We start from the raw sequence: 17133 nt of genomic DNA, 5'->3' as shown, positions 1-17133 counted from the left end.
CGCGCCGCCGATCCGCTCGGCGGCGCGCGAACCTCAGATCATCAGATCTTCAGCGTGCCTTCGATGTTCTTCACAGCGAGGCGAGCCAGGCCGAGGTTGGCCTTCTTGCGGTCGAGAGCCACGTAGACGAAGACCATCGGGTTCGACGCCAGCGGGCGGATCAGGTGCAGCTGGGTGCCCAGCGAGATCAGGATGTCTTCGATGTGGTCGTCGAGACCGAGAGCCTTCATGGCTTCGTTCTTGGCGCGAACCACTTCCGTGTTCGCAGCGCCGGCGGCTTCGATGTCGAATTTGTGGGCGCTGGTTTCGTTGGCGAGCATCAGGCCGGATTCACCGTCCACGAGGCAGGCGGCGATGAAGCCTTGGATGTTCGCGAGTTCAGAGATGTCAGTCGAGATATTGGCCATTGTTTCACTCCAGTAGTAGGCTGCAATGGCAACAACCTGCTGAGTTCTCATGTTAAATATTCGCCCAGATTGTGGTAATTTTTCATTTAATAAAGTTTTTAAAGCGCTAAGCGCCGCGCAACTCGCGATTGCGCCGAATTTGCCTTAAAACCTAGTAAAATTGGTGCTACCCGAGAATGCCGACTTTTTCACGCAACTGTAGAGTGAAATTGTTGACGGTTCTGCCTTCGGATTTCCACATTCCGCCACATTGTGCCACGCAAAGACACAGGTTGCCCTGATGTCACCTTCGGTCGAGAGGGCGCCGCAGAGTCGGCACACGGCGCAGGTGCTGGCTCAAAGCGATGGGAGATGGCTTTTGGCTAGCCCGCCAACGCACGCCGTAGGCCAGGCGGGTGTGTCTATGGTTCGGCGCGCAGGCCCGCAATTTCATCTTCGGAGAGTTGCTCCAGCCGGGGCATGAGCTCCAGCAGTTCGCGGGTGTAGTCGGACTGCGGGCTCTCGAAGAGCGCGCCGGTTTCCTGCACCTCCACCAGCTGCCCCTGCCGCATCACCCCGACCCGGTCGCACATCTGCCGCACCACCGGCAGGTCGTGGGAGATGAAGAGCATGGTAAGGCCGAGATACTCCTGAAGGTCTTTCAGGATGTTCAGGATCTGGGCCTGGATCGACACGTCGAGCGCCGAGGTGGGCTCATCGCAGATGAGGAAGCGGGGCTGGGTGGCAAGTGCTCGGGCGATCGAGATGCGTTGGCGCTGGCCGCCAGAGAACTCGTGCGGATACTTGCGGTGGGCATCGGCAGCGAGGCCGACACGGTCGAGCAACTCGCGGACGCGGGGCGCGACCTTGGCACGGGGCAGCAGCTTGTGGTGGTGCAGCGGCTCCGCCACGATATCACCCACCGACATGCGCGGGTTGAGCGACGAGAAGGGATCCTGAAAGATCATCTGGATCTGGCGCCGGTAGCGGGCAAGACCTGCCGCGTCCATCGCCGTCATCTCCTCGCCGTCGAAGGTGATTGTGCCTTCATCCACCGGGTAGAGCGTGGCGATCATCCGGGCGACGGTGGATTTGCCCGAGCCGGACTCCCCTACCAGCCCGAAAACTTCACCATCCTTGATATCGAAGCCGACCTTGTCGACGGCGGTGAAATACTCGCGCCGGGACGGCAGCACGGAGCCCTTGGAGAGAAAGCGCTTTGTCAGCCCCTCCACCTTCAGCAGGGTGCCCGATTGCGAGGTGGCGGAGCGGTCCCAATTGCGGGCAAGATCCTCGATCTTGAAGCTGGTCTCGCGCCCGCCGTAGCTGACCTGCGGGAAGCGCTGCAGTTTGACCTGCGGGCGGGGTACGGCGGCGATGAGGCTTTTGGTGTATTCGTGGGTGGGCGCGCCGAGGATCTGCGCGGTGGCACCCTGCTCCACCACCTTGCCGGAATACATGACAGTCACCTGATCAGTGGTGTCGGCGATCACCCCCATGTCGTGGGTGATGAGGATCACCCCCACCTGCCGTTCCGCGGCCAGTTCCTTGATCAGGTCGAGCACCTGGGCTTGAACGCTCACATCCAGCGCGGTGGTCGGCTCATCGGCGACGATCACGGAAGGCTCGGAGCAGAGAGCCAGCGCGATGACCACCCGCTGCCGCATGCCGCCGGAGAACTGGTGCGGATATTGGTTGAAGCGCTCCTCGGGGTTGGGGATGCGCACGCGGTCCAGCAGGGCGATGGCGCGCTTGCGGGCCTCGCTGACGCTCAGGCCGAGGTGAAGCTGGATCGTCTCGACCAGTTGTTCACCCACGGTGAAGAGCGGATTCAGCGAGGTCAGCGGATCCTGGAAGATCATGCCGATCTCCTTGCCGCGGATCAGTCGCTTCTCATCGGCGCTCATTTGGTCGATCCGGCGGCCGTTCAGCCAGATCTCGCCCTCGGCAATCCGCGCGGGCGGGTCGAGCAGGCCGATCACGGCGTTGCCGGTCATGGATTTACCCGCGCCGGACTCCCCCACCACGCCGCGGATTTCACCGGGGCGGATATCGTAGGACACGCCCTCGACCGGCTTGAAGAGGCCGCGCCGGGTTGGAATGTCGACGGTGAGGTTACGGATGGAGAGGACGGGGTCTGTCATCGGAGCCTCGGGTTGAGTGCGTCGCGCAGCCAGTCGCCCAGCAGGTTCACTGCGAGAGCGAGGGCAAGGAGGGTGCAGGCCGGGAAGAAGAGAATCCACCATTCGCCAGAGAAGAGGAAGCCCTGCCCAATGCGGATGAGCGTGCCGAGCGACGGTTGGGTGGCTGGTGCGCCGACGCCGAGAAAGCTGAGGGTGGCTTCGGCGATGATGGCCAATGCGAGCGAGATGGTGGCAATTACCAGCACCGGCGAAAGCACGTTGGGCAGGATGTGGCGCAGCATGATCCGCAGCGGCGAGCGCCCGATGAGGCGGGCGGCGGCGACGTAGTCCTTGGACTTTTCCACCAGCGTCGCACCGCGCACCACGCGGGCGAACTGCACCCAGTCGGAGAGACCGATGGCGAGGATCAGAACCCAGATCGCCATCTGGTCGCGGTATTCGACCGGGGTGACCCCCTTTGCCACGCCGAAGATCAGCATGGCCACGAGGATCGAGGGGAAGGTGAGCTGCACATCGGCGGCACGCATGATGATGGTTTCTGTCCAACCGCCGACGTAGCCGCTGAGCAGGCCGAGGAAGATGCCCAGCACCATCGCGAAGAGCACCGCCGAGACGCCGACGAAGAGCGATATCCGCAAGCCGTAGAGGATTGTGGAAAATACATCGCGGCCTTGATCGTCGGTCCCCAGAAGGAACGTTTCGCCGGTGAAGGCATTTGGCTCCATCGGGCGTGTGAAGCCGTTCATCAGATTCAGGCTGGCCGGATCGAACGGGTTGGTGGGCGCGATGAGCGGGGCGAAGACCGCCGAAAGCACGAGGATCGCCGTGACCAGCGCCGAGACGATGGCCACGGGGCTGGTGCGGAACGCATAGAAGATGTCGCTGTCGAAGAACCGGGTCATGCGGCCACCCTCAGGCGCGGGTCGATGAAAGCATAGAGAATGTCCACCAGCAGGTTGATGGCCACGAACATCACGGAGATCAGCATGAGGTAGGCGGCCATGACGGGGATATCGACGAATTGGATTGCGTTGATGAAGAGCAGCCCCACGCCGGGCCACTGGAACACGGTCTCGGTGATGATCGCGAAGGCGATGATGGAGCCCAGTTGCAGGCCGATGACTGTGATGACGGGCACCATCGTGTTTTTCAACGCGTGACGGAAGTTGATGACCCGATCGCTCAGCCCGCGGGCCTTGGCGAAGCGGATGTAATCCTGCCGCAGCACCTCCAGCATCTCGGAGCGGACGAGCCGCATGATCAGGGTCATCTGGTAGAGGCCGAGGGTGATGGACGGCAGGATCAGCGCTTTGAGGCCGGAGGCGGTGAGAAAGCCGGTTGTCCAGCCACCGACGTCCACCGTGTCGCCACGTCCGAAGCTTGGCAGCCAGCCCAGTTCGACGCTGAAGAGGTAGATCAGGAGGATGCCGATGAGAAAGGTCGGCAGCGAGACGCCGATGAGCGAGGCCGACATGATCAGGTTGGCGGCGAAGCCATTGCGCCGGATTGCCGTGAAGACGCCCAGCGCGATTCCCATGAGGATGGCGAAGATGCCCGACACCGCAGCAAGCTCCAGCGTGGCGGGCGCGCGCTCCAGCAGGATCTCGGCGACCGGGCGGCCCTGCCGGTAAGAGACGCCGAAGTTGCCCTGCACCGCCTGTTCGAGGAAACGATAGTATTGCACGACGAAGGGCTTATCGAGGCCGAGCTGTTCGCGGAGCCGTTCAACATCTTCGATGGTGCGCTCCTGACCGAGCATGTTGTCGATCGGGTCACCGACGAAGGTGAACATGGAGAAGGCCACGAGCCCCGTGATCAGGAGCACGAGAACCGATTGCCCGACGCGTTTTACGATGAAGGAGAGCACTGATCTGTCCCTTTGAAACGCGCCCCGGGGCTGGTGCCACCTCTGGCGGGTGGCTGGGGCCCTTGGCCGGGCCCCGGAGCGGTTGAGCTTGCGGCGCTAGTTTACCGTGACCCAGCGCAGGATGAAGAAATCGTCGGGGCGCTGTGTCAGTTCCACACCGGAGCGGGCGCCCCAGACCAGCGGCTGCACGTAGAGCGGCACATAGGCGACCTCGTCCTGAAGGATCTTGGCGGTCTCGTCGAGCATGGCCTGACGGGCTGTATCGTCGATCTCCGACTGGATCATCGGCAGGAGTTCGTCGACGCGCGCGTTGGAGTAGCCGCCAAAGTTCCAGCTGCCCAGCTTGGCCTCGTCGTCTTGCGTAGCGGCGAGAAAGCGGATCGGATGCTCGGCGTCGAAGGTGCCGGGCGACCAGCCGAGGAGGTACATGTCGAAGTTGTCAGCACGCAACTCGGGCCAGTAGTTGGAGACCGGCATCGCATCGAGCGACACATCCATTCCGGCCTGCGCCAGCATGGAGGTGACGGCCTGACACACCGCCTCGTCGTTCAGGTAACGGTCATTGGGGCATTTGAACGCGATGGTCTGCCCGGCAAGGCCCGCCTCTTCGGCGAGGCTGCGGGCAGCCTCTGCATCGTAGGCGTAGGGCGCGGCATTGGCCTCGGAGAAGCCGCGCATGGCCGGGCTGACCATCTGGCTGGCCACTTCGGCGTTGCCGCGCATGATCGTCTGGAGGATGGCGGGCACGTTGATCGCCTTGGCAACGGCCTCACGGGCGCGCGGATCGAGGAACATGTCTGCCCCGCCCTGTCCGCTCTCTGCGGCGCCTTCCTGCTGGTCGAAGCCGAGCATGATCACCCGTGCTTCGATCCCTTGGATCACGCGGACCTCGGGGTTGCCCTCAAGCCGGGCGACATCCTGAATAGGCACGGGGTTGATGAAATCGACATCGCCGGAGAGCAGCGCCGCGAGGGCTGTGGCCGGGTTCTGGATGGGTGTCATCGTGACCCGGGTCAGGTTGTGCTCGACTTCGCCCCACCACCCGGCGTGCGGCTCGAGCACGGTTTCGAGGTCGGGCTGGCGCGATACAACCTGAAACGGGCCGGTGCCGTTGGCGTTGAGCGTGGCGAAGTTGCCCTGCTCTTTGTCGGGGCGCTCTGCGCCGTTAGCCTCGGCCCAGCCGCTATCCATCATCATCCAGTTGGCGATGGAGTCGGGGAAGATCGGGTTGGGTGCGGTTGTCATGATGTCGACGGTGTAGTCATCGACCTTGATCACCTCGCTCACCGGCGCGAACCAGCTCGAGGTATCGGCCTGCTCGGAAGAGGCACGCTCGTAGGAAAAGACCACGTCATCGGCGTTGAAGGCCGCGCCGTCCTGAAAGGTCACGCCCTCGCGCAGCTTGAAGCGCCAGCCTTCGCCCTCGCCGATCGGCTCCCAGCTCACCGCGAGCGATGGCTCGATGGACATGTCCTTGCCGCGCCGCACGAGGCCTTCGTAGACGTTGTTCAGAAATCCAAGCACCGGCGTCGAGTTGACGGCGTGTGGGTCCATCGTTTGCGGGTCGGTGGTGACGGCGAAGTTGAACTCTTCGGCGGTGGCGGGAAGCGCCAGTACCAAGGCCAGGGCGGTGGATAGACGGTGCATGTGATCTCCTCCAATGCAGCAACGTGGGTGTGGGCCGCCCGCGGGTGCGGGCGGCCCGATGGTGAAGAACCTAGTTCATCGTGAAGTATTTCACCTTCGGCTGATCCTCGGGATCAACCTCGATGCCCACGCCTTCACCCATACCCCAGTTCAGGACTTGGTGATGAATCGGGATGTAGAGCGTTTCATCCTGCACCACGTCCCAAATCGCGGCGATGTCGGCATTCCGCGCGTCGAGGTCAACGTTGGAAGCCAGCGACTTGATCTTGGCGTCAAGATCGTCGTTGTCGTAGCCGGTCGCGTTCCATGTGCCGATATCGGCCTCGCGACCGTGGACGAGGAAGTTGAAGATATACTCGGAGTCGTAGGTCGGAACGCCCCAGCCGAGCATGTAGAAGTCGCTCTTGCCGTCGGTGATCAGCGGGAAGTGCTGGGCCTTAGGCTTGGCATCGAGGTTCACGGTGACGCCGATCTGGCCGAACATGCCGACGGCGGCCTGACAGATCGCCTCATCGTTGATGTAGCGGTCGTTCGGGCAATCGAGACGGATCGAGAAGCCGTCGCTATAGCCTGCCTCGGCCATCAGCGCCTTGGCGCCTTCGATATCGGTCACGCTGGCGCCGTCCATCTCGGCGGTCCAGCCGTTGACGAAGGGCGGGGCCACCATGCCGGCCGGCTCGGACTGGCCGCGCATCACCACCTGCTGGATGGCGTCGCGGTTGATCGCCATCGACATGGCCTTGCGCACGCGCTTGTCGGCGAGCGGGTTGGCGCCCTCGACATTATCAGCTTCGATGTCATCGGCGCCCATGTTCATGCCGAAGAAGATCACACGGTTCTGGGGGGCCTTCTTGACCACAAGCCCATCGGCCCCGGACACGCGCTCCAGATCCTGCACCGGCATGTCCTGAAGGAAGTTCACCTCGCCCGAGAGCAGCGCGGCCACACGGGTCGCGGCGTTCTGGATGGGCGTGTAAACGATCTCGGAGACCTCCATCGGGAACTTATCGCGGCCCCAATACTCCTCGTTGCGGACCATGACGGTTTTCACGTCAGGCTCGCGCGATTGCAGGATGTAGGGGCCCGTGCCATTGGCGTTGGTGGTGGCGAAGGTGATCTCGCCGCCCTCGAAGTCCTGCACGTTCACCGTGTTGTTGGCTTCGGCCCAGCCCTTGTCGAGGATGTACTGGTTGGTCAGGTTCGACGGCAGGATCGGGTTGGGGCCATCGGTGACGATCTCGACGGTGTAGTCATCGACTGCGCGGACCTCGACCACGGAGCTGACAAGCTCCTTCATGTCGGAGTTTTCCTGCTTGGCGCGTTCGAAGGAAAAGACCACATCTTCGGCGGTGAAGTCTTCGCCGCCATGGAACTTGACGCCCTCACGCAGCTTGAAGACCCAGACGTTGGGGTCGTCTTCCTTGGGGGCCCATTCGGTGGCGAGGGCCGGCTCGAAGGCGCCGGTCATGTCGCGGATGATGAGCGGCTCGTAGATCTGGTGACGGATCGTGTGGGTCGGCCCTTCGTTCTGGGCGTGCGGGTCGAGGGTGAGCGCGTCACCCGCCCGGGCCCAGCGCAGGGTTTCCGCCGGGGCGAGCGTTGTCGAAGACAATAGCGCAGCGAGGGCCAGCAGGCCTTTCGATTTGGTCATGGATATCTCCCTGTTTATCAATCTCCCCCCTGTTCGCGCGGGGGTGATGGACAACCGAAACATGAGCCTGCCCGGGTGCCAAGTCCCTTCACGTAGAATTATGCCGCCGGGCCGGGCTGACGCAGCGGAGATTTGGCGGGCAGATGGCGTGAGGGTTCGGAGCAGGCAGAGCGGATTTTTCAATGCGCTGGTGTAGGCTGGCGCCTCTGTTGGAAATTGGCGGGCGCCAGCCAAGCTTTTGGAAAAGCGGAGGAGTTCCCACAGGCTGGGTACGGGGCTAAATGTTACTCCGCCATCCAGCCTTGGTCGAACCAGCCCGACACATCGCCCGGCCAAGTGAGCGCCGCACCGCCCGGACCTTTCAGCACGCCGCTATCGAAGAGAAACCGGGCCATTGTGGCAAAGCGCTCCTTGTCGATGGTGCCGACTGGCGTGGGGCCAGCCTTGATGTAGTCCCCTTCGGCGAGCGCGGCCATGGAACCGCGCACCAGTTCGGGGTTCTGGAACTCGCCCGCGCCTATCAGCAACTCGGCGGCCTGATCGGGGTTTTCGGCAGCCCATTGATAGCCCTGCTGGGTGGCCGTCATGAAGGCTTTCACTTGCTGCGGGTCTTGCGTCAGATTTGCCGAGGTGGTGCCGATGTAGCCGTTCTGCTGATCGGGAACACCGTAGTCAGCATAGGTGAAGTGCTTCTGTTCGCGGCCGAGAAGCTCGCCGTTCACGCCCTCCCATGTGGCGACCTCCAGCGTGAAGTCCACCGCGCCGCTGGCCAGAGCCTCGTAGGCGCCAGTGCCCATCGTCACGGTGTCATATTCCGCCGTACCGCCGTCGGCCTGGATCATGGTGGAAATCAGTGCATCCTCCCAAGCCGAGCCGAAGCCTGCATAGATCTTGCCCTCGAGGTCGGCGGGGCGAGTGATGGCCTCGTTGCTGGCGTTGAACACCAGTCTCCCGTTCTCGCGCTGCATGGTGGCCCAGAGCGCGACGATATCGGCCCCGGCGGCCTTGGCGCTCATGAAGCCGAGCGAGGTCATGTAGGCGTAGTCCGCCGCACCGGCGGCGAGGACGGCGGTGGAGGCGCTGTCAGAGTAGGGCAGCAGTTCCACCTCCAGCCCGGCATCGGAGTAAAAGCCCTTTTCCTGCGCGACAACGAGGCCGATGTGGTTTGTGTTCAGTGTCCAGTCGAGCGCGATGGTGACGCTCTCCTGCGCCTGCGCCGCAATGGGCAGCGCGAGCCAGGTGGCGAGGATAGGCAGCAGTTTCATGGGGTGTCCTCCAGAAGCAGGGATTTGAGCAGCGCGCGGGTCTCGGCCAGGCTGGCCTCGGTGCGGGCGCTGCGGGGGGTGGTGAGCGAGATGTCGGAAATGATGCGCCCGGGGCGGGCGGACATGACGAGCAAGCGGTCGGCCATCTGGGTGGCTTCATAGAGATCATGGGTGACCATCAGCACGCCGCGGGGCCGCTCGGTGAGGCGGTCGCAGAGCCAGTGCTGCATCTTGAGCCGCGTCACCGCGTCGAGCGCGGAAAAGGGCTCGTCGAGCAGCAGGAAGCGGCTGTCCTGTACCATGGTGCGCAGGAAGGCGGCACGCTGGCGCATCCCGCCGGAGAGCTGGTCTGGGAAGCTGTCCTCATGCCCTGCGAGACCGAAGGGCGCGAAGAGCGGCAGCACGCGGGCGCGGGCGGCCCGGCGGGACAGGCCTGCGATCTCGAGCCCGAGGGCGGCGTTTTCGGCGATGGTGAGCCAGGGGAAGAGCGTGTCTTGCTGGGGTTGGTAGGCGAGTGCAGGCGATGGGGCGGAGAGCGGTGCGCCTCCAAGCGTGGCGGTGCCGGTTGCAGAAAGTTCTGGCGGCAACACGCCGGAGAGCCACTTGATGATCGAGCTCTTGCCGCAGCCCGAGGGGCCGATGAGGCAGGTGATCGTGCCTTCGGGCAGGTCCAGGCCGATGTTTTCGACCAGAAGGCGTGTGCCTGCGCGGATGGAGAGCCCCTCAACCTGCAGCATCGACAGCCCTCCGGTAGCGCCGACCGGTGGCCCGGTCGATCAGGTGAAGGAGGCCCAGCAGAAGGAGGGTGAGCGTGGCGGAGAGCACCACGGCGGCGAGCACGAGGTCGGCGCGGAAGTTGTTCTTGGCGGTGAGGATGTAGATGCCGAGGCCCTGCCGCGCGCCCGCGTATTCGGCGAAGATCGTGGCGACGATGGCGTAGGTGGCAGAGATCCGCAGACCGTTGAAGAAGTGGGGCCGGGCTACGGGGAGGGCGGCGCGGCGGAACACCTGTGCGCGACCGGCGCCCATGGAGGCGAGCTGATCGCGGTAGGCCTGCGGCACACGGGCGTATCCGGCGAGCAGGCTGACCAGCACCGGGAAGAAGGTGACGAGGATCACCAGCAGCACCTTGGGCAGCAGGCCGAAGCCGAACCAGAGCACCATCAGCGGGGCCAGCGCGACGATGGGCACGGTCTGGCTGGCGACCAGCAGCGGAAAAAGGCCCCGCCGTAGCAAGGGGATGAAATGGAGCGCGACCGAGGTGATGAAAGCGAAGCTCACGGAAAGTGAAAAGCCGAGCGCCGCCACGCCGAGGGTGGCTGCTGCGTGGCCTGCAAGTGTGGCGCGGTTGACCCAGAGGCCGAGGGCCACGTCGGACGGTGCGGGCAGGATCAGGGGCGAGACATCGGCCCAAGCGCAATAGAGTTGCCAGACCGCGAGGAAGGTGGCGGCAAGGCACAGGCTGGGCAGGGCACGGGTGATCGGCATCGTAGCGGTCCGGAAAGCGGGCTAGGCAGGCCGCCCGAAGGCGGCACCAGCTTAGCGCAGGCTGGGGCTGTTGGCCGAGGCGGTCAGGTCGATGGTGACATGCCCCTCCGCCGGGCCGAACCGCAGGAAGGCCTGCCGGATCGTCTCGAAGACCGCGCCCGCGTCGCCCCGGAGCCGGGTGCAGAAGTTCTTGGACTTCAGGAAGGTGCCGGACTGCTTGAGAAAGTCGATGCAGCCGTAGATCTCATCCATGTGCCTGTCCTGCCCCAGCACGTAGAGCGAGAACTGCACGTCGATGCGCACGCCCTTCTCGGGGGCGGATTGCACGGCCTCCAGTGCCAGCGCCTTGCGCTCTTCCAGCCCGAGCGACTGCGCCGTCACAAGCGCCTCACAGTGGCAGCTCGGGTCATCCGGCTCTCCGGGGCAGCCGCGCGAAAGGGTCACGTGCATGGTCACATGCTCGGGCCGTCGGGCGGCCTCGGAGAACAGGTCGCGGATCGCGTCGAGCAGCGGCTCGGGTGCGCCGACCATGAGGGTCGACATGTCGTCGGTCTCGATCCGCAGGTCTTTTTCGTAGGGGGTGAGGGCCTTGAGGCCGGTCATGATGACGTCCACAAAATCGGACGTCATCGGGTAGAGTGACACTTGCGCGCCAATGAACATGATATCCTCGCTCCGCTGGCATTACCCAGATCAGCTTTGAAGGGTTCACGCAGGCTTGCGCATCTCAGCCCCGTCCGGAGCACCCCTGGTTGATGGCGCGACCGTCGTGGAGCGCGGAGGGAATGTCAAGGCGGGTGCATGGCTGATTGTCCTCCTCGCGAATATGTTTGATGTCCAACAAACTTGACAGGCCTGTGCAGGCGGCGCATGAAAGAGCGGCGCGAGCACCGTGCGACAAGGGAGGAGACGGAATGCGGAACCGGCAGGGGGAGGATGCATGGTGGAGGCCCGATGCCTCTGGGCCTGCACTGGTGGATATGACCCTCGGCGCCTTGCTCGACGAACAGGCCGAGCGCGATGGCGCGCGCCCGGCGATCCACGTTGATGAATGGCGCGGCGCGCGCGGCACGTCCTGGACATATGCCGAGTTGCGGCAGGAAGCCGACCTGATCGCACGGGGCCTGATGGCGCAGGGCATACTTGCGGGCGAGCGGGTGGCGGTGATGGCTCCGAACAGCGCCGAGTGGATCCTGCTGGAGTATGCGCTTGCCAAGATCGGCGCGGTGCTGGTGACGGTCAACCCGGCGCTTTTGCAGGAGGAGCTGGCATATATCCTCACGCAGGGCCGGGTGGCCGCGTTGGTTTTTGCCCCGCACCTGCGCAGCAATGATATCACCGGGCATCTGCTGGGCATCCTGCCCGAACTGGCCACCACCAGCGGAGGCGTACGGGCGGCGGGAGGCCCCCTGCCCGACCTGCGGCTGTTGATCGGCCTTGGTGAGACGCCTGCGGAGTTTGCGCTGCCCTTCGATGCGTTGCGGGAGGCGGGAAAGGCGGTTTCCCCGGAGGTCCTGAGTGAGCGGCAGGCCGGGGTGGCCTGCACCGATGTGGCGCAGATCCAATACACAAGCGGCACCACCGGCAAGCCGAAGGGCGCGATGCTGAGCCACCGCTCGACGCTGAACAATGCCCGGCTGATGGCCGACCGAGGTGGGTTCAGGGCCGAGGACACGCTGCTCTCGGCCATGCCGCTCTTTCACACCGCCGGCTGCGTGTGCAACGTGATGGCCATGCTCGCCTGCGGCGGCCGGGTGGTGACGATGGACACCTTCGAGGCCGGGAGGATGCTGGAGCTCTGGGAAGCGCACCGGCCCACGATCATCAATGCCGTGCCAACGATGATGACCCGGCTGCTCGAGCATCCGGATGCCGGGGACTATGACATACGCACCCTGCGGACCGTCTTCACCGGCGGCACCACGATTCCGCCGAGCCTGATGCAGAGCATGCGCGAGCGGACAGGCGGCGAGCCGATGATCATCATGGGCATGACCGAGTGCAGCCCGATCATCACCCAGACCAACCCCGAGGACGACACGGAGGCGCGGTTCGGCACGGCAGGCACGCCCCTGCCCCACACCGAGATCCGCATTGTCGATCCCGAGAGCGGTGAGACCTGCGGCTGGGGCGAGAGCGGGGAGCTTTGTATCCGGGGCTATCTCACCATGGTCGGGTATTTCGACATGCCGGAGAAGACCGCCGAGACCATAGACGCCGATGGCTGGCTACACTCGGGCGATCTCGCGGAGCTTGCCGAGAGCGGGCACCTCCGCATCGTCGGGCGGCTGAAGGACATGATCATCCGGGGCGGCGAGAACGTGTACCCGGCGGAAATAGAGAACTGCCTGCTCGATCATGACGCGGTGTCGGAAGTGCAGGTGATCGGGGTACCGGATGCGGACCTCGGCGAAGAAATCTGCGCTTTCGTCGTGCCCGGACCGGGCGAGAAGGCGGACCCGGTGGCATTGCAGGACTTCTGCCGCACACACATGGCCCGCCATAAGATGCCCAAGTACATCGTTCCGATAGAGGCGCTGCCGCTCACCGCAAACGGCAAGGTGCAGAAGTTCGTGTTGCGCGACATTGCCACGTGCCGGATCGAGGATGGCTCGCTGAAACCGGTGCGCCAATGACAGTGCCGTTCCTCTTTGAGCGGGAGGGCCATGTCGCCCTGCTCAGCTTCAACCGGCCGGAAAAGCGCAACGCCATCTGCCCGGAAAGCGCCTGCCGGTTTGCCGATGCCATCGCCGAGATCGCTGCGGACGATGAGATCCGCGCGGTGATCCTCACCGGGGCGGGCGACAAGGCGTTTTGCTCTGGTGGCGACCTTGCACAGACCCTGCCGCTGATGTCGGGCGCGCGGGCGCCGGAGACCGAGTGGGACAGGCGTTTGCTCGGTGATCCGGGCATCAACGACCGGATGGCGCTGCGCGGTATCGCCATGCACAAGCCGATCATCGCAGCGGTCAACGGCGATTGCATGGCGGCGGGTATGGAAATTCTGCTCGGCACCGATCTGAGGGTGGCCGTGCCGGAGGCCCGCTTTGCCCTGCCCGAGGCCGCGCGGGGGGTGATCCCCTTCGCGGGAGCGCTGGCGCGGCTGTCGCGGCAGATCCCCTACGCAGCGGCGATGGAGATCATGCTGGCGAATGTGCCGATGACGGCAGAGGACGCGTTGAGGCACGGGCTGATCAACCGCATCGTGGCCCCGGACGAGTTGATGGCTACGGCGCGGGAATTGGCGGAGAGGGTCTCGGCCAATGCGCCGGTGTCGGTGCAGCAGATCAAGGCCACGGTGCTTGCTGCGCAGGGCCGCCCGCTGGCGGAGGGCTATGCGCTGGAAGACGAGGCCAAGGCCGTCGTGATGGCGACCGAAGATGCCCGCGAGGGGCCGCGCGCCTTCATGGAGAAACGCACGCCAATCTACAGGGGGCGCTGAGATGACACTGGCACAAAAAGTGGCGTTGGTGACCGGTGCGGGCCGGGGCATTGGCCGGGCGATTGCGCTGGATCTGGCGCGGGCGGGCGCGGCGGTGGTGGTGAATGACCTCGATGCCGCGACTGCCGAGGCGGTGGTCGGAGAGATCATTGCTGAAGGCGGGCAGGCGGTGGCCGTTGCCGCGGAGATCGGGCGCGAGGGTGCGGCGGAAGCCTGCATCGAGGCCGGGGTCGGGGCCTTCGGGCGGTTCGATATCCTCTGTGCCAACGCGGGCGTGCTCCGCGACAGCGTGCTGTGGAAAACCGAGGACGACGCCTTTGACCTTGTGATCCGAACCCATCTGCGCGGCACGTTCCAATGCGGCCGGGCTGCTGCGCGGCACCTGCGCGAGGCGGGCGAAGGTGGCCGTATGATTCTGGTCGGCTCCCCCGCCGGGCAACTCGGCAACTTCGGCCAGACGGCCTATTCGGCCGCCAAGGCAGGGATCGCAGCGATGGCGCGAACCTGGGCGGCGGAGTTGGGGCGGGCGGGCATATCAGTCAACGCGATCATCCCCACGGCGCTGACGCGGATGACAGCGGAGATCCCGGCCTTCGCGCCCCATGTGGCCGCGATGGAGCGCGGCGAGCCGCTGCCCGAGCGGCTGCGGGCCGAGTTCGGTATGGGGCCGCCGGAGGATATTGCCCCGCTGGCGGTGTTTCTGGCCTCGGACTTGGGCGGGGGCATCACCGGGCAGTGTATCGGCATCGGGGGCGACCGACTGGCGCTCTGGTCACATCCGGCGGAATTGCGAGTGGATCTGCGCAAGGGCGGCTGGACGGCGGCGGCGATTGCGGAGGCTTGGCCCCGTCTTTCGGAGGGGGCGGTGCAACCCTACGGCATACCCCTGGATCTGTGAGGGCCGGGTCTCACTTTGGTCCGGCTGAAACCGACCGGAGGTTCTCACCCACGCGTTCGAGGCTGGAAATCAGCTGCTCCCGCTCGGCATCCGATAGCCCCTCGGTGATGGTGGCCTCGTGCTCGGCCACGAGCTGTTCGAGCTGCCCGAGCCGCTCCTGCCCGGTCTCGGTTAGGAACACCCGGCGTACGCGTTTGTCTTGCGGCGTCGATTTGCGTTCGACCCAACCCTCTCGGGTTAGGCCCTCGAGGATCGGCACGAGGCTGGAGCGATCCAGAAAGATCGCCTCGGCTAGGCGGGTTTGCGGAATGCCGGGGTTGGCCTCGATCAGCTTGAGCATCCCGAAATAGCGCGGCGCGGAGCCGAAGCCTTCGACCCGCTGCTCGAAGATCTTGTAGGACGCGATCTGCAACAGGCGGATGCGATAGGAGACCGAACGCGAGAGAAGTTCCGGCTCGACCACTTCGGCCACGTCGCGCATGACCGGCGCGCGCCCGCTCATTTCATGCTCTCCGGCAGGAACAGAACCAGAGCCGGAAAGGCGATGAGGAGGATCAATCGCAGCACGTCGATGGTGACGAAGGGCAGGACGCCGCGGAAGATCGTGACGAGGCTTACCTCCCGCGCGATCGAGTTGATGACGTAGACGTTCATCCCTACGGGCGGGGTGATCAGACCCAATTCGACCGTCATGACGATGATGATGCCGAACCAGACGGGATCGAAGCCGAGTTCGGACACGACCGGAAAGACGATGGGTACCATCAGGATGATCATTGCCATCGCATCGAGGAAGCAGCCCATGACGAAGAAGAGGAGCAGTATCAGCGCCAGCGTGCCGTAGGTTCCGGCCCCCAGTTCGGTGAGGAACATGGTGATGTTCTGCGGCACCTGAGTCACCGCGAGGAAGTAACCGAAGAGGGTGGCACCGATCAGCACAACGTAGATCGACACCGAGGTGCGCAGCGCTTCGGTGAGGCCGTCGAGCAGGCTGGTCCAGTTCAGTCGGCGGCGAAGCAGGCCGATGATAGCGGTCATGGTTGCGCCCACGGCGGCAGCTTCGGTGGCTGTGACAATGCCGAAGTACATCGACAGGATGACCGAGATGAAGAGCAGGCCTACGGCCCAGATGCCCTTGAGCGAGCCCAGTGCCTCGGGCAGCTGAAACGGCTCTGCGGCAGGCAGGTGGCGGCCGTACCAGACGCGGACGGTGAGCATGTAGAGCAGCACGGCGAGGATGCCGGGCACGATGCCCGCGATGAAGAGTGTGCCGATATCGGTTTCGGTGATGAAGCCGTAAATTGCGAGCACCACGGAGGGCGGGATCAGGATGCCCAGCGTTCCGCCCGCCGCGATGATGCCTGTTGAGGCGGCGTCGGGGTAGCCGGATTTCTTCATCTCCGGATAAGCGATGTTGGTCATGGTGGCCGCGGTAGCAACGGATGAGCCGCAGATGGCGGCGAAACCGCCGCAGGCCCCGACCGACGCCAGCCCGAGGCCGCCCTTGAAACCGCCAAGCCAAGCCCTGCCCGCCCGGAACAGCTCGGCCGACATGCCCGAGCGGGTGGCCAGCACCCCCATCAGGATGAAGAGCGGAATCAGGGTGAGGTTGAAATCGGTGATGGTCGCGATGGGCGATTGGAAGAGCAGGTTCATCGCGGGCGAGGGGTGGACGACCACCGCGAAGCCGCCGACCCCGACGATGCCCATGGCAACCCCGATCGGCACCCGGAGAGCCATCATGCCGAAGAGGGCGGCGAAGCCTGCGACCGCCGCGAGCTCGTTGGTCATTTCTGCGCGTCCTCTTGCGTGTGTGCCTCGGCGCCATCGAACTCTTCGAGATCGGAGCCGTGTACGACGATCCGCCAAAGGCGCAGGCCGGTGGTAACGAGGGCCGCGACCAGCCCCAGCCAGATCGCCAGAAAGAACGGCCAGTGCGGCAGACGCAGATCCATCGTGGTGTCGCCGGAGCGGAACGTGGCCTCGACCCGCTCGCCGATCTTCCAGGTCATCGCCAGCGTGAAGAGCAAGAGAACCGCCCAGGCGAAGCCCGACAACCAGAGGCGCGCACGCGGCCCGACGGCCTGAGCGACGATATCGACCTTGATGTGCGAGCCGTGCCAAGCGACTGAAGCCATGCCCCAGGCGATGGCCACGCCAAGGAGCAAACGCGAGGCATCGAAGGCATCCGGCAGGGGGCGCGCAAACCCGTAGCGCCCGATTGCGGAGACGACGATCAGGAGGGTGACGCCGCCAAGCATGAGGCCGGCGATGCGCTCGATTGACAGGACGACACGGTCGACGAAGCGCCGCTTTTCAGTGGGTTGTGTCATCCTGTCCTGCAC

Annotated in this window: 16 protein-coding genes and 1 riboswitch; of the genes, 3 read left to right on the top strand and 13 right to left on the bottom strand. The window is 64.7% G+C overall.

Features of this window, described 5'->3' with window-relative positions:
- Positions 1–41 precede the first annotated feature (41 nt).
- From ACUXVX_RS04960 to ACUXVX_RS04915, 10 genes are all read right to left on the bottom strand, one after another.
- Complete coding sequence (locus tag ACUXVX_RS04960) at positions 42–458, bottom strand: roadblock/LC7 domain-containing protein (RefSeq protein WP_222470604.1); 417 nt, start codon at positions 456–458, stop codon at positions 42–44.
- Positions 459–808: 350 nt separating this feature from the next.
- Entirely contained in the window at positions 809–2530 is a 1722-nt protein-coding gene (locus tag ACUXVX_RS04955) for an ABC transporter ATP-binding protein (protein WP_446310631.1), read from the bottom strand.
- A complete protein-coding gene (locus ACUXVX_RS04950) occupies positions 2527–3432 on the bottom strand; it encodes an ABC transporter permease (RefSeq protein ID WP_446310630.1) in 906 nt (301 codons plus the stop codon). Before ACUXVX_RS04950 ends, ACUXVX_RS04955 begins: the two co-directional genes overlap by 4 nt.
- Positions 3429–4397 carry an ABC transporter permease gene (locus ACUXVX_RS04945; protein WP_446310629.1) on the bottom strand — a complete coding sequence of 323 codons (969 nt, stop codon included), beginning with the start codon at positions 4395–4397 and terminating at the stop codon, positions 3429–3431. The genes ACUXVX_RS04950 and ACUXVX_RS04945 overlap by 4 nt, the downstream gene beginning before the upstream one ends.
- Positions 4398–4493: 96 nt before the next feature.
- The gene (locus tag ACUXVX_RS04940; protein WP_446310628.1) at positions 4494–6044 is read right to left on the bottom strand and encodes an ABC transporter substrate-binding protein; all 1551 of its coding nucleotides are present in this window, start codon (positions 6042–6044) and stop codon (positions 4494–4496) included.
- A gap of 70 nt (positions 6045–6114) precedes the next feature.
- Positions 6115–7695 carry an ABC transporter substrate-binding protein gene (locus ACUXVX_RS04935; protein WP_446310627.1) on the bottom strand — a complete coding sequence of 527 codons (1581 nt, stop codon included), beginning with the start codon at positions 7693–7695 and terminating at the stop codon, positions 6115–6117.
- Between the two features lie 284 nt (positions 7696–7979).
- Positions 7980–8960, bottom strand: a complete 981-nt coding sequence (locus ACUXVX_RS04930) for an ABC transporter substrate-binding protein (RefSeq protein WP_446310626.1) — start codon at positions 8958–8960, stop codon at positions 7980–7982.
- Positions 8957–9697: an ABC transporter ATP-binding protein gene (locus tag ACUXVX_RS04925; RefSeq protein ID WP_446310625.1), complete on the bottom strand. Its 741-nt coding sequence runs from the start codon at positions 9695–9697 to the stop codon at positions 8957–8959. The genes ACUXVX_RS04930 and ACUXVX_RS04925 overlap by 4 nt, the downstream gene beginning before the upstream one ends.
- Positions 9684–10448, bottom strand: coding sequence for an ABC transporter permease (locus tag ACUXVX_RS04920; protein ID WP_446310624.1), 765 nt, complete (start codon positions 10446–10448; stop codon positions 9684–9686). The genes ACUXVX_RS04925 and ACUXVX_RS04920 overlap by 14 nt, the downstream gene beginning before the upstream one ends.
- A gap of 51 nt (positions 10449–10499) precedes the next feature.
- The gene (locus tag ACUXVX_RS04915) at positions 10500–11111 is read right to left on the bottom strand and encodes a YkoF family thiamine/hydroxymethylpyrimidine-binding protein (protein WP_446310623.1); all 612 of its coding nucleotides are present in this window, start codon (positions 11109–11111) and stop codon (positions 10500–10502) included.
- A riboswitch (TPP riboswitch) is annotated at positions 11102–11208 on the bottom strand. It overlaps the preceding gene by 10 nt.
- 154 nt (positions 11209–11362) lie before the next feature.
- On the opposite strand from ACUXVX_RS04915, the gene ACUXVX_RS04910 reads away from it, so the two are divergent.
- Genes ACUXVX_RS04910 through ACUXVX_RS04900 form a run of 3 tightly spaced genes read left to right on the top strand, consistent with a single transcriptional unit; the run spans position 11363 to position 14788 of the window.
- Positions 11363–13084, top strand: a complete 1722-nt coding sequence (locus ACUXVX_RS04910; protein WP_446310622.1) for an AMP-binding protein — start codon at positions 11363–11365, stop codon at positions 13082–13084.
- A complete protein-coding gene (locus tag ACUXVX_RS04905) occupies positions 13081–13890 on the top strand; it encodes an enoyl-CoA hydratase/isomerase family protein (protein ID WP_446310621.1) in 810 nt (269 codons plus the stop codon). Before ACUXVX_RS04910 ends, ACUXVX_RS04905 begins: the two co-directional genes overlap by 4 nt.
- Before the next feature lies 1 nt (position 13891).
- Positions 13892–14788: an SDR family NAD(P)-dependent oxidoreductase gene (locus tag ACUXVX_RS04900; protein ID WP_446310620.1), complete on the top strand. Its 897-nt coding sequence runs from the start codon at positions 13892–13894 to the stop codon at positions 14786–14788.
- Positions 14789–14798: 10 nt separating this feature from the next.
- On the opposite strand, the gene ACUXVX_RS04895 is transcribed toward ACUXVX_RS04900, so the two are convergent.
- Genes ACUXVX_RS04895 through ACUXVX_RS04885 form a run of 3 tightly spaced genes read right to left on the bottom strand, consistent with a single transcriptional unit; the run spans position 14799 to position 17121 of the window.
- On the bottom strand, positions 14799–15290 hold the full coding sequence (locus ACUXVX_RS04895) for a MarR family winged helix-turn-helix transcriptional regulator (RefSeq protein WP_446310619.1): 492 nt from the start codon (positions 15288–15290) through the stop codon (positions 14799–14801).
- Positions 15287–16579 carry a TRAP transporter large permease gene (locus tag ACUXVX_RS04890; protein WP_446310618.1) on the bottom strand — a complete coding sequence of 431 codons (1293 nt, stop codon included), beginning with the start codon at positions 16577–16579 and terminating at the stop codon, positions 15287–15289. Before ACUXVX_RS04890 ends, ACUXVX_RS04895 begins: the two co-directional genes overlap by 4 nt.
- Positions 16576–17121 carry a TRAP transporter small permease gene (locus tag ACUXVX_RS04885; RefSeq protein ID WP_446310617.1) on the bottom strand — a complete coding sequence of 182 codons (546 nt, stop codon included), beginning with the start codon at positions 17119–17121 and terminating at the stop codon, positions 16576–16578. Before ACUXVX_RS04885 ends, ACUXVX_RS04890 begins: the two co-directional genes overlap by 4 nt.
- Positions 17122–17133: the final 12 nt, after the last annotated feature.

The organism is Vannielia sp. SX4 (assembly GCF_052828525.1).
The sequence above is the reverse complement of the archived record's forward strand: the minus strand, read 5'-3'. Positions and strand labels throughout refer to the sequence as shown.